This window comes from Bacillus pumilus, assembly GCF_003431975.1.
GTDB lineage: Bacteria > Bacillota > Bacilli > Bacillales > Bacillaceae > Bacillus > Bacillus pumilus_N.
Map to the genome: position 1 here is coordinate 3,497,735 of NZ_CP027116.1, position 13,249 is coordinate 3,510,983.

The window sequence follows — 13,249 nt, forward strand, 5'->3', positions numbered from 1 at the left end:
CGTAATGAAATATGTTAAAATATCAACAGAAGAAAGGTGGTTATACGGTGTCAAACGACTATAGCATTCCGAACTTAACATTAGACGAACGAGATAAACAAATTTTATCCCTATTACATGAGGACGGGCGTATGTCCTATACAGATCTCGGGAAACAAGTTGGTCTTTCACGTGTTGCTGTGCAAGCCCGTATTCAGCAGCTGATTGAAGCTGGCGTTATTGAACGATTCACCACTGTGATCAACCCTGCCAAGATCGGCATTCATGTCTCTGTCTTCTTTAATGTAGAAGTGGAGCCGAAATTTTTAGAAGCCGTAGCCCTTCAGCTTGAGCAGGAAACAGCTGTCACAAGCCTTTATCATATGACAGGGCCAAGCAAGCTGCATATGCATGGCATCTTTCAAAATGAACAGGAAATGGAGACATTCCTAACAAAAAAGCTATACCCGCTTGAAGGCGTTGTGAGTGTGGACTGCCAAATGCTCATTAAACGATACAAAAGCCGTATGGGTATGAAATTGTAGACAGGAGTTGAAGCACTTGCAATCATATATCGAACTCATCATCGCTATGGTGCGAACCGGTATTCTCGGTTTTGGTGGAGGTCCTTCCGTCATACCGCTCATTCGCCATGAAGCGGTGGTGAAATATCAATGGGTCAATGATGACGAGTTTGGAGAAACACTCGCCATCGCCAATGCATTACCAGGGCCGATCGCGACCAAAATGTCTGCATATCTTGGCTATCGATTGAAGGGTGTATTCGGCGCACTTGTCGCAACAGCTGCTCATATCTTACCGACATGTCTCGCTATGGTGGCACTCGTCACACTTGTCAGCGTCTTAAGCTCCTCACAAATCATACAAAATATGATTGGCGCCGTAACACCAGTCATTGCCGTCCTGCTCGGGATCATGGCATATGAGTTTGGACAAAAAACGCTGAAAGGCTTCGGAATGATCTTCGGGATCACTCTGTTCCTTCTTGCCTTTATCGGGCTGCAGGTGCTGTCCATTCACCCAGGAATCATTGTGATCATCTTTTTATGCTATGGCGCTTTTCATTTCAAACTGAAACAACGCTGGAATCGAACAGATAAAGAGAAAGGAGTGTCTTCTTGATGCTGATTCTCTTTTTGTTCTGGGCATTCTTCTTGTCCAATCTATTAGGATATGGCGGAGGCCCTGCATCCATCCCGCTCAATTATGAAGAAATCGTCAACCATTTTCATTGGATGACGAACGAAGGTTTTTCCAATATGCTTGCTCTAGCCAACGCACTGCCAGGGCCAATTGCGACGAAAATCGCAGCGTATGTCGGCTATGACGTCATGGGCTGGCCTGGCTTGATCGTGACACTGCTTGCAACGGTTCTGCCATCAGCCATTGGATTGATTTTATTGCTCAAGCTCATTGACCGCTTTCGCCAATCCCCTGTCGTAAAAGGCATGACCTTATCCGTACAGCCTGTCATTGCGATGATGATGCTATTATTAACATGGGAAATTGGCGGAGATGCAGTGAAAGCCATTGGCTGGACGCAATCGCTCGGCATTGCCGCCATTTCATTTTTCTTTATGACCAAATTCAAACTGCACCCTGCCTTTCTCATTGTGGCTGCCTTTTTATATGGCGGATTCATTCTGCCTCATTAACGCAAAAACCGATAACTCCACTGTTATCGGTTTATTTCGTTACATATAAATAGGAGAAACAGGCCTGCGCCCAATAGAATGATACTCAACCTCAGCTAATGCTGCCGCTTCAAGCGTATGACAATTCCGGCCATCAAAAATGATCGGCTGCCTCATGAAATCTTGATACGCTGAAAGTGGAAAGGACTGAATATCCGCCCACTCTGTCAATATACAGACCGCATCAGCACCCTTTATCGCCTCTTCAATCGTTTGAGCAAACAAGACTTGATCTGGCAATTTACGAGCGGCATGCCGGGTGGCAACAGGATCATAAGCCACAAGCTTCGCACCTAATTGATGGAGTGCATGAGCGATCGGAACCGACGGCGCCTCCCTCATATCATCTGTATTCGGTTTAAATGACAAGCCAAGAAGTGCTATTTTCTTCCCTTCAAGGTTTGCACCAAGGCGATCTTGAATGCTTCGGATAAAACCAGATCGCTGCTCATTGTTTACTTTAATGACAGCCTTTAGCAGCTCAAAGTCGTGGGACACGTGCCCTGCGATTTGAACCAGCGCATTTGTATCCTTTGGAAAACAGGAACCTCCATAGCCAATTCCTGCCCTGAGAAAAGAAGAGCCGATCCGCTGGTCAAGCCCCATTCCCTGCGCCACCCATTCAACGTCAGCACCAGTTTTTTCGCAAATGGAGGCAATTTCATTCATGAAGCTGATTTTGGTCGCAAGAAATGCATTTGATGCGTATTTGATCATCTCTGCGCTTTTCCGGTCTGTTCTGACCACTGGCAGGTGGAAATCAGCATACATCTCCTCTAGCTGGTCTAATACGATTTTTGTTTCAGCCCCAATAACAAGCCGATCCGCCCTCAAAGTATCTGAAATGGCAGAGCCTTCCCGTAAAAATTCCGGATTAGACGCAATAGATAACGGCTCCTTCCGTTCTAATTCTTGGTGGATCAACTGATCGATTTGATCACCTGTTCCGACAGGCACCGTACTTTTCACTACAAGAATTGCACCCGTTTTCGCTTTTGTCCCCATCTCCTTTGCAGCCTGAAACACATATTGCAAATCAGCTTGGCCATCTGCCTGCTGCGGGGTACCAACCGCGATCATTAACACATCAGCCCGAGGATAGGCTGTTGCTCCATTCGTGTGAAAATGAATTCGTCCTTGCTCAAGATTGCGGTTCAGCAGTTCTTTTAATCCGGGCTCATACATCGGAGGACTTCCTTTTTTCAGTTGAATGACTTTTTGCCGGTCAATATCAATACACGCTACATGGTGTCCTGCCTCCGCTAAACATACACCCGTGACCAGCCCCACATATCCACAGCCTGCAATTGCAATATTCATGACACCATCAGCTCCCCATACGCCTTATGCTTGTAATCCATCGTATGCCGGGAGCTTTCGTTCCATTCATAAAAGCATACAAAAACCCCCTGCCATCACTAGCAGGGGGCTACTTTTATGAAACAAGACCATTTCGAATATGAGCAATCAGATTTTCAAGCATTTCTTTTGTCGTGACATCATTTGAATTCTCACCAATATCATGAGCGTACATTAAAATTTTTAAAAACTCTTCTTGATTCAAACCCTTATTATCCATGTCTGTATCCTTTCGACTCCACTAATTTCAATATTATATGCTGTATGGTTGGTTTATGCAATACTCTAATACATCATTCGACAGCTTTTGAAATTTATGACCATTTTCATGAAAAACTTTTTTATGAATCACCATTGAGCTATAATAAAAGAATTGGAATCTTTTACTTGGTTAGGAGCGGATCAAATGCTTCAGCACAACATCAATGAAGAAGAAATCAAACAAACAGCCGAACAGATCAAAGAACTTCTTCCTTCAACAGATGAAAACAAACAACTCATCAAAAAAGCATTGATTACTTATAGACAGGACAGCGTATATCGTCTTAAGCAAGAATCTGATACGGAATGGTCAGCTTATGTACATGACGTCGTGGCCGCAAGAGTCCACCTTCATGTGCTGTTTCCTGTGAGAAGCAGCTGCTCATGTCCGGTAGATGGACTTTGTAAACACATTCTCGCTGTCTTCTTTTCGTTATACGCTCAAGTAGAGAGTGTGACTGGTTTTACAGAGAATTGGTCCGAAAAGGATGAATTACAGCGCAGCAAAGAACTCATTCGCCAGCACTTCCAAGTGAAGCGCCCAGACGAACAATCACTCCAAAGCTGGCTGACTTTTTTCCAAGAGGAATTTAACCTCTGGCTGAAACGGACACCAAAGCACCAGCAAACACCGCAGCATTTGTATTACGGCTATTTATCGATCCTAAAAAAACACGCACCTCATTCACCTGAATTCAAAAGTTTGTATGCGATTCATACGTCAATTGATGTGTGGCTAAGGCTTCATGAACTAATTGACCTCGGCCGGCTTGATGCCGAGAAAGACTTTTATTCCATGAATCCATATGTAGAACAGCTTATGAACACCATTTTCGATTCAGTGGATCACTTGAGGACATACGCCCTTTCCTTTTCCCTCGATCCATTTCTTGAAAACACTCCAACTGCCGTTCGGACACTTCTTCAAATAAACGGACCTTTTCAGCATGAACGAGTAGCGGTCTTTATGGAGATTTGGGGCACTATATTAAATAGAGGGAAATGGGTTAAAAAAGAAACAGACATATTAAAGAACGCTCAGCAGCAGAAACAAACAGTTGAACGTACCATCGGGCTGATGCACATGGATTATTTACTGAAAGAAGATGAAAGCCTCTTTCAGCAATTACAGCTGCTCAATGCAGATATGCTGCCAAATGTGCTCAATTGGCTGAAGGATCTCACAAACCGCAAGGACTGGAAGCGTCTCAAGCTCTGGTATCATGAGATCACCTATATTTTAGAGGAATATTGCCAGCTCGATCTTTCCTACAGAGAACTGAGAGGAGCCGTCAGTGATTTCTTCTTTTATTTAGACGCATACTTTAAGCAGACGAAGGATCATCATCTATATGAACGCTACCTCCAAATCTGCATGCCCTATGCATTTACTGAATATAGTCAGCTACTATATGCACAGCAGCGTTACGCAGAATGGATTGAGATTCACAGCCTGGTTGGTTTCTCGATCAGTGAACTCGAAAAAGATCTGATCAAACAGATTGCAAAAGAAGAGCCTGAAGCGCTCATTCCATCCTACCACCGTGAAATCTCACTGCTTCTCGATCAAAAAAATCGAAGTGCTTACCGAGAATCTGTGAAAATGCTAAAGAAACTGCGCACGCTTTATCATAAAACGAAAAAAACCACGATTTGGGAAAGATATGTCAAGCAGCTGCAAGATTCAACGAAACGGCTGCGTGCGTTCCAAGAGGAAATGAAGAAAGGAAAATTGATTGATGACACGCCATAAACAAATTGTCATTCATGCAGAACAAACAGAAGATTTCTCTTTCACCATTTCAGCGCAAGCAGAGGACGGACACCCTGTTCCGCTTAACGAAATGAAGAGGCAGCTTTTCCAATGGCACGAATCGTCTTTTTACGGAACATTTTTAGAGGATGTGAGCTTTATTGGCACACCTGCCTTCCTGTTAAGCCCTTGGATGACCGTTGAGTTACTAGGAAAAAATTCATTTAATACCTTTAGCCATGTGACCTTAACGGATGAAACGGAACCACTGATGAAAACAGCCTCCACCATTTACGAATTCATCGAGGACGAAGATTACGTTCCCGATTACGAGGCGTGGACAGAAGGTGTGCTTCGATTTAAAGACAAAGAAGGATTACTAGATGGCTATACGGCTGATTGGTTCTCTTTTGCCGTACAGGATTACATTCAATATGATGACGCCTTGCAGCATAAATGGAACCGCATGACAGCACAATCGCCTGCACTCTCATCCTTCCAAGGACATTTTTTAGATGAGCAGGATTTTTTGGAGACGATTGGCTGGATTGATGACGAGACGCCTTTCACTGTCGGCTTGCGCTTAAATGAACCGGATTTCGACGGGGATGATTGGAAAATCGAATTGTTTTTACGAGATAAGAAAAACAGCGACCTTCATTTTTTTGAAGGCATTCGTTCATTGAAAAGGTCTTGGCATCCGTATCAAGATAAAATTTCAAGAGAGCTGGAGCGATTCAGTCAAATTGTCCCTTGGCTCTCTTTTACATCTGGCACCACGCTCATGTCAGAAGAAGAAGCATGGCTCTTCCTATCTGAAGCAAGTGAAACACTTGTGAATATGGGTATTGAGATCCTGCTCCCATCTTGGTGGCAAATTGTCAAAGACAGCACCATGATGCTAAAAGCAAGGATTTCCTCTACTCCTCGAGGCGAATCGCATGTCGGAATGGACGCCTTAATGGACTTTAATTGGCGCTTTGCTACAAACGGTATCGAGCTGACAGAAGATGAGTTCAACGAGCTTGTCCAAAGTAAGAGGCGCCTAGTCAACATTCGAGGACAATGGATTAAAATCGACCCAACCTTCATCCAACAAATGAAAAAATGGATGGAGCGTGCTGAAAATGAAGGGCTTCACATGTCTGATATTTTGTCACGCGAATTGGCAGATCAAGAGGCATCCTCTGAATCCATTCCAGAGCTGCTAGACAGTTCAGCGTTTGCACATATTCAATTTGAACTTTCGTCGCAATTAAGAGGGCTTGTCCATCAGTTAAATGATACGCATGAGCTGCCTTCCTACGAAATGAGTGAGTCCTTCAAAGGCACGCTAAGACCGTATCAGCAGCATGGTGTCAATTGGCTTTTATTTTTAAGATCTCATGGATTTGGGGCTTGTTTAGCAGATGATATGGGGCTTGGAAAAACGATTCAAATGATTGCATATTTCACATATTTGAAGGAGCAGGAGCAAAATGCCGCTCCATCTCTCATCATTGCGCCAACTTCTGTTTTAGGAAACTGGCAGCGAGAGCTTGAAACATTCGCACCACATTTGAATGTCGCCCTGCATTACGGACCATCACGTCCACAAGGAGAGAGCTTTACAAAAGCATACGAGTCAACAGATATTGTCCTGACGTCTTACGGGCTGTCACATTCTGATCGTGATGAATTAACGGTAGCAAAGTGGAATACCATTTGTTTAGACGAAGCCCAAAACATCAAGAACGCCCATACGAAACAATCGAGAGCCATCAGACAGCTCAAAGGACAGCATCACATTGCCCTCAGCGGGACACCGATGGAAAACCGCTTGACGGAGCTTTGGTCTATTTTCGACTTCGTTAATAAAGGATATCTCGGCAGCCTGACCAGCTTTCATAAGAAGTTCGTCCTTCCGATTGAAAAAGACCGTGAAGAAAAAAGAATTGAACAGCTGCAGCAGCTAATTAAGCCTTTCCTATTAAGACGAACAAAGCAAGATGAAGAGGTTGCATTGAACCTGCCTGAGAAACTCGAAGAAAAAGAATTCATTCCGCTATCCGCTGAGCAGGCTTCTTTATATGAACAGCTCGTGAAGGATACTTTTGAACACATGGCTTCATTAACAGGAATGCAGCGAAAAGCCATTATTTTAAGTATGCTCGGCAGGCTCAAACAGATTTGTGATCACCCGGCTCTCTATTTAAAAGAGAATGGAACAGATGTGAAACTGCTGAAACGTTCATTAAAAATGGATAAACTCGCCGAGCTGTTAAAGGCTATACATGAACAAGGAGAAAGCTGCCTCATCTTCACGCAGTATATTGACATGGGGAACATGATCAAGCAGCTCGCTGAAAAGATGTTTGGAGAACCCGTTCAATTTCTAAATGGCAGCTTGTCAAAACAAGAGCGGGACAAAATGGTGGACCGCTTCCAAAAGAAAGAATTCAACATCTTGATCCTCTCGTTAAAAGCAGGAGGAACAGGACTTAACCTCACCGCAGCCAATCATGTGATTCACTACGATAGATGGTGGAATCCTGCTGTGGAAAACCAAGCGACAGACCGCGCTTATCGGATCGGACAAAAACGATTTGTTCACGTCCATAAGATGATCACAACAGGAACGATTGAAGAAAAAATCGATCAAATGCTTGAAACAAAACAAACGTTAAATGATCAAATTATTCAAAGTGAAAGCTGGATTACAGAGCTATCGACAAACGAACTTGAAGATTTATTCACATTAAGTGCGGCCGCTCAATCATCTTAACCCCAGCAAAAAGAGGACTTTCTCAAGTTGAAAAGTCCTCTTTTTTTATTTCATATGAACATATGTTAAATGTGCAGCTTTTTCAATGCAGATTTCACGTTCATATGCGTATTCAATTCACGGAAGTCCTCTCTCATTTCTCCCATTTTCATCGCAAGGTTTGGCTTAATGCCTGTCACAATAAGCTCAGTACCAGTCATTAAAATCAGATCGTTCAGCTTAAAAATCGCATCAGCCACAAATGAATCCACTTCTAATAAACCAGACAGATCGACAATAAAATAATCGTCCTTGGATTGAGAAATATAGGTGGAGACCGTTGAGATGATCTTATCAAATCTTGGCGCTGTTAACGTACCAATGATCGGCAACACAGAAATACCGTCCTTCACAGGAACGATCGGAACTGAAATATTCAGTACTTCATCAATCGATTGCTCAAGAAGCTCCTGCTGTTCTTTCTCTTTCGTGACATCTTTTTGCAAACCAACGAAATAAAGACGTTTTCCTTCACTTTCGTCAATCCAAAGAGGAGCCACACTTAACTCATTCCAAAACATCTGTCCAGATTTTTTATAATTTTTCAACTGAACAGTGACAGCCTCTTTGTTCTCAATAGCTGCTCTAATTTGTTTGAGAGCGATTTGCTCAGTTTCATCTCCTTGAAGGAAACGACAATTCTTGCCCAATACTTCGGGTTCCTGATAGCCTGTCATATCTAAAAAGCCCTTGTTCACATATATTAAAGGATTATCAGGTAAAGACGGGTCCGTCACCGTCAGGCCAACCTGAGTATAATCTAAGGCTTCCTTGATTAAATGCAGATTTTCGGACTTATAAGATTCCAGCGCCATTCGTTTACTCTCCTTAGTTTCCTTACAAGCGGGTTATGTTCATAATTAAATTATATGATGTTACACATCAGGTGTAAATAGAAGTAGTTCTGAATTCCTCTTTTGTAGAATGCGCTATATCCTATGTCATTTATACAATAATGACATCTGATTCATCTATTTCAAAAGGTGACGTATCATATGTGCAACCCCGTGTTCATCATTTGTTAACGTGACATGATCAGCGATTTCCTTTATATCCTGTCTCGCATTGCCCATCGCAACCCCTACACCAGCTGCTAGAAGCATTGATTCATCATTTAAGCTGTCTCCTACAGCCGCTGTCTGGCTTAAAGGAATACCTAGTCGTTCTGCCAGCCTTGCCAAGGCCTGCCCTTTAGATGCGTCCTTTGAACCAATTTCAAAGTTATGATCGGCTGAACTGACCATTGTTACATCTGCATCATTACCAAACGTATCCCATCCTGCCTTCAATCTGTCTTCCAAGAAAGAGAAACCTAAGATGTTATAGAATGAAAGCTTTCGATCCTCTCGAAACAATTCTTGATATGTATCAATATAAGAAAAACCTGACTGACTGTATTGAACTTCCGCCGCTTGTTTTAAAACATTTTGGTCCGTTTCTGGATTTGCACTTTTTAATCGGTCCATTTCAATCGCAAGGAGCTCTCTGCCTCGATTCGGTGTGAAAATCGCTTCGTTTGTAAAGACTTCATAATAATAATCACGTTCTTCAAGCCATGACAATATGTGTCTGGCTTTTTCTTCTTGTAAAACAGCGGAATGATACACTTGTCCAGTTGGATCATGAATCACAGCTCCATTGGCACTTATCACCCATGTATTCATTCCAAGCTGATCAAAAATAGACTTCACATCAAAATACGCTCTTCCTGTTGAAACGACAACTTCCATTCCATTCTCCGCTGCTTCCTTTAATGCCTGCTCGTTTTCCTGACTCACTTTGTGCTCACTGTTCAATAAAGTTCCGTCTAAATCCGTTGCGATTAATTGAATGTTTGTCATCGTTTTCTCCTTTTCGCCTTCATTTTTGGCTATCATACCGCTGATAAAATCCATCATCATTATGAAATGAGTATCCACTATTTGCAAGAGATGATCGGTTTATCAAGAAATAAAAGGGTATCCGGCCACGCTGTATGACCGGATACACACAAGGGGATTTACAGAGGACACATGACCTATACAAAGAAGCGATGGTTCTATTACGCAGTGTTCTTATGAACAAGTAAGCGTCTATCAGCTTTAGCTAGAGGGGGGCTGTCAGATGCTAGACGTTTACCTTTTCATTCAGACCTTGCCTCCTTTCCTTTCAACTGCCTCTAGTCTACTGAGAAAGATCGAATATGACAAAACACGAAAATAATAAAATGACATCTTAAATTCTTTATTTCCTCTTTAATTTCTGCTTTTTACTGCTTGAGTATAAAACATCATCTTGTTTTGCTTGACGAAAAACTTATTTTTCATAAATTGATAAAAAACGTCTGAATGAATCCAATTGCTAGAAGGCATGTGGATGTAATCAGATCCGTCCCACGCAAACCAATAAAAACAAAGCCGCCCGTCATGAATCGACAATTGAAATTCAAAGCAGTCCATTTGATCCTCCGTGACGTATTGAAACGTGATCGACTCACCTTCTTCCATGTATACATCACAAAATGAAAGAATGTCTCCCCACGAATAAACACGCATTTTGCTCTTTGCCTTCCTCTCGCCAAAATGTATGTTTCGCAATTGATAGGACTCCATAAAACATCTCCTTTCACTCATATGCAGCTAGTTCTATGCAGGCAGCGGTTTCATTTATGCAGAAGTTGTATGCTATAATAATACTTACGAATAATGAACGCTTGTGAGGTGATAAATATGAAAACCTTTAGGCTGATTGATTTAAAAATCGAACTCGATCCAAAGCAAGATAAAATGTCCAGCATTCCTCTTCGTGACGGTTTAATCATTAATAAAGAAGACGGTGAAAATCACTGGATGATCGAAGCACTCATTCCAAAGAAACATAGACAGGTGTTTGAGGTGCTCTTTCAGCAGCACACAGAAGTAAAGATTCTTGTGACGATTACAAAAGAAAACAACCGCCCTGTTCATCTATCTGTCCAAGTCAAAAACATCGTTGCCTTAGAAGAAAACATCTCTGTGCTGCTTGATGGTAAAATGATTACAAGTCGTTACAGAACAGAAACCGAAGAAGTCCTAAAAGACCTCGTCAAAGAGGGGCTTTCCGGAGAAAAACTGCTGGATGCCTTTAAACAAAACACATAAAAAAAGAGCGGGGTTAGCCGCTCTTTTTTTTATTGCACATCTTTAGATTGGCTTTGACTTTTCAATAGATCTCTGATTTCAGTTAGTAAAACTTCCGTTTGATCCGGCGTTTCTACAACCTCTTCTTCCTCTACTTTTTTCCGTTTTAATTTATTCAAATAACGAATAAAGAGAAAAATGGAAAACGAGATAATCAAGAAATCAACCACAGTTTGAACAAAGTTTCCATATAAAATTTGAGCGGATCCGATCTTAATAGCTAAACCGCTAAAATCATGTCCACCAATAATAATACCGACAAGCGGCATGATCAAATCATTCACAAGAGAAGTGACAATTTTGCCAAATGCTCCCCCAATGATGACACCTACAGCCAAGTCAATGACATTTCCTTTGACTGCAAATTCTCTAAATTCTTTCAGCATCTTTTATCACCTTCATCTTTTTTTGTCTAATATGACGTTTTTTTGTCAAAAATGCAAGTCCTTATCCGTTCAGACTGGTTGTTTTCATCTAAAAAAGCGATTCACCCTTGATGAATCGCCAAACAAATCATGATACTTTAGGACCAATAGAAAATGTGAGTTCTGCTTCACATGCCACTTCGCCATCTACAGTGGCTACTGCTTTTCCTTTTGCAACAGGACCTCGGAGGCGCGTCACTTCAACCTCTAAACGAAGCTGATCGCCAGGCTTGACCTGTCTTTTGAAACGGCAGCCGTCAATTCCTGCAAACAAACCAATTCTCCCTTGGTTCTCTTCTTTACCTAAAATGATGACCCCAAAAACCTGAGCAAGCGCTTCTACGATAAGCACACCCGGCATGACTGGATATCCTGGGAAATGACCGTTAAAAAATTCTTCATTTACTGTTACATTTTTGATTCCAACCGCTCTTTTGTCACCGTCAACCTCTAAAATACGGTCGACCAATAAGAATGGATAACGGTGTGGAATAATGTCTTGAATTTGCTGAGCATCAAGCATGTCTTGATCTCTCCTTTTTTCTATATCGATGATCTTCATTTGATTCCTATAGAAGTATATTATGTTTGCTGGTATTTTTCAACGTCCACTCCACTTTATGGTAAAAAATAGAATCTATCATTACCTATTGTCATCAAATATAATCCACACTACACTCATTGTTTTTTCACAAATATGGTAATATATATTACATCATTGATTGAATAAGAGGGTAAAAATGAATTTTATAACCGATAAATCCATTAAAAAACTTCTCCATTCGTGGTACACAATGCTGAAGCACCGACATTTTTCGAAGGCTGAAGATATCAAAACAACTCTATTAAAATATAAACGTAAAATATCAAAAAAACAGGAACTCTATTTACATTATCAGCTGATGCTTTTCCGCCATCAGCTCTGGATGAATCAGACAGAGGACTTGGAAAAACTCAAACATGAACTGATGCCGTATAAAGATGAGATGAACGAAGAACTGTCCTATTACTTTTACTTCTTTCTCGGATTATATGAATCTTTAAAAAGCGATCAAAATGATGCGATCCACTATCTCGAAAAAGCGGAAGAAAGACTGTCATTCCTGAACGATGAGCTGGAGGAAGCAGAGTTCCATTTCCGTACAAGTGGTGTTTATTATAACAACCGTTATTCGTTGTTATCGATTCGTCACGTGCAAAAAGCCATGGATATCTTTGCAAAGCACGGAGATGCCCATAGCCTCTATCGTTGTAAAATTGTGCTCGCCCTGAACTATAGCGACCAAAAGAAATATGAGGAAGCGGAATCTATTTTCCTCGAGATTATCGAATACGTGAACATCCTTGATGATCAAGAATTGCTCGGTATCGTTTATTATGACGCTGGCTTTATTCAGTCGAGACAAAACCGTCACAAGGAAGCGCTGGATTACTTTCAAAAAGCACTTCGTCTACCAGCATACCGGAAGTCAGCACATTCGTATGTATCATGCCTCTACGAAACGGTCCGTTCCTGTTTTAAAGAAAATTTAACCGATGAAGGAATGAGGTATATACAAAAAGGGTTAAAAGAAGCCGTTGCTTCCCAGTTTGATATATTAAGAATCAAGTTCCAAATCTTATTCCTTCTCTATAGCCAAACACCTAGGGCAGATGAGCAGATCGCAAGGCTCGTCACATGTCTGGAACGAAAAGAAGCCTGGATTGATCTTGAGGATCTGCTTGCCGATGTCTCAGATTTTTATAAAAAAAAGGGCGACTTTGAGCGAGCCGCCTTTTTTATCATGAGAGGCTGA

The 13,249-nt window shown here is 41.7% G+C and carries 14 protein-coding genes; 7 read left to right on the top strand and 7 right to left on the bottom strand.

The features are described 5' to 3' along the window. The first annotated feature begins 47 nt into the window (after positions 1 to 47). From C5695_RS18120 to C5695_RS18130, 3 genes are read left to right on the top strand one after another with little or no spacing between them, the layout of a single operon-like run. Positions 48 to 524: a chromate efflux transcriptional regulator ChrS gene (locus C5695_RS18120; RefSeq protein WP_041815982.1), complete on the top strand. Its 477-nt coding sequence runs from the start codon at positions 48 to 50 to the stop codon at positions 522 to 524. Between the two features lie 16 nt (positions 525 to 540). Further along, positions 541 to 1,122, top strand: coding sequence for a chromate efflux transporter ChrB (locus C5695_RS18125; protein ID WP_117732217.1), 582 nt, complete (start codon positions 541 to 543; stop codon positions 1,120 to 1,122). Then, on the top strand, positions 1,122 to 1,655 hold the full coding sequence (locus C5695_RS18130) for a chromate efflux transporter ChrA (RefSeq protein WP_117732219.1): 534 nt from the start codon (positions 1,122 to 1,124) through the stop codon (positions 1,653 to 1,655). The genes C5695_RS18125 and C5695_RS18130 overlap by 1 nt, the downstream gene beginning before the upstream one ends. 39 nt (positions 1,656 to 1,694) lie before the next feature. Here the strand turns inward: C5695_RS18130 and C5695_RS18135 are convergent, their stop codons facing one another. Beyond that, positions 1,695 to 3,014: a UDP-glucose dehydrogenase family protein gene (locus C5695_RS18135; protein WP_117732222.1), complete on the bottom strand. Its 1,320-nt coding sequence runs from the start codon at positions 3,012 to 3,014 to the stop codon at positions 1,695 to 1,697. Between the two features lie 115 nt (positions 3,015 to 3,129). Then, positions 3,130 to 3,273, bottom strand: coding sequence for a YwzD family small protein (locus C5695_RS20715; protein WP_003214884.1), 144 nt, complete (start codon positions 3,271 to 3,273; stop codon positions 3,130 to 3,132). Between the two features lie 186 nt (positions 3,274 to 3,459). On the opposite strand from C5695_RS20715, the gene C5695_RS18140 reads away from it, so the two are divergent. Further along, positions 3,460 to 5,067: an SWIM zinc finger family protein gene (locus tag C5695_RS18140; RefSeq protein WP_117732224.1), complete on the top strand. Its 1,608-nt coding sequence runs from the start codon at positions 3,460 to 3,462 to the stop codon at positions 5,065 to 5,067. Further along, positions 5,054 to 7,831: a DEAD/DEAH box helicase gene (locus tag C5695_RS18145; protein ID WP_117732226.1), complete on the top strand. Its 2,778-nt coding sequence runs from the start codon at positions 5,054 to 5,056 to the stop codon at positions 7,829 to 7,831. Before C5695_RS18140 ends, C5695_RS18145 begins: the two co-directional genes overlap by 14 nt. Before the next feature lie 65 nt (positions 7,832 to 7,896). On the opposite strand, the gene C5695_RS18150 is transcribed toward C5695_RS18145, so the two are convergent. The 3 genes from C5695_RS18150 to C5695_RS18160 form a co-directional block, all read right to left on the bottom strand. After that, entirely contained in the window at positions 7,897 to 8,685 is a 789-nt protein-coding gene (locus C5695_RS18150; protein WP_117732229.1) for a YtvA family blue-light photoreceptor, read from the bottom strand. A gap of 156 nt (positions 8,686 to 8,841) precedes the next feature. Continuing rightward, a complete protein-coding gene (locus C5695_RS18155) occupies positions 8,842 to 9,702 on the bottom strand; it encodes a Cof-type HAD-IIB family hydrolase (RefSeq protein WP_222928680.1) in 861 nt (286 codons plus the stop codon). A gap of 402 nt (positions 9,703 to 10,104) precedes the next feature. Further along, complete coding sequence (locus C5695_RS18160; RefSeq protein WP_117732231.1) at positions 10,105 to 10,461, bottom strand: hypothetical protein; 357 nt, start codon at positions 10,459 to 10,461, stop codon at positions 10,105 to 10,107. Positions 10,462 to 10,578: 117 nt separating this feature from the next. Between C5695_RS18160 and C5695_RS18165 the strand changes: the two genes are divergently transcribed. After that, positions 10,579 to 10,989, top strand: coding sequence for a YwpF-like family protein (locus C5695_RS18165; protein ID WP_117732233.1), 411 nt, complete (start codon positions 10,579 to 10,581; stop codon positions 10,987 to 10,989). Between the two features lie 29 nt (positions 10,990 to 11,018). Here the strand turns inward: C5695_RS18165 and mscL are convergent, their stop codons facing one another. Both mscL and fabZ read right to left on the bottom strand, forming a co-directional pair. Next, complete coding sequence (gene mscL, locus C5695_RS18170; protein WP_117732235.1) at positions 11,019 to 11,414, bottom strand: large conductance mechanosensitive channel protein MscL; 396 nt, start codon at positions 11,412 to 11,414, stop codon at positions 11,019 to 11,021. Positions 11,415 to 11,541: 127 nt separating this feature from the next. Further along, entirely contained in the window at positions 11,542 to 11,976 is a 435-nt protein-coding gene (gene fabZ, locus C5695_RS18175) for a 3-hydroxyacyl-ACP dehydratase FabZ (protein ID WP_075621595.1), read from the bottom strand. 217 nt (positions 11,977 to 12,193) lie between these two features. On the opposite strand from fabZ, the gene C5695_RS18180 reads away from it, so the two are divergent. Next, the gene (locus C5695_RS18180) at positions 12,194 to 13,249 is read left to right on the top strand and encodes a tetratricopeptide repeat protein (protein WP_117732237.1); all 1,056 of its coding nucleotides are present in this window, start codon (positions 12,194 to 12,196) and stop codon (positions 13,247 to 13,249) included.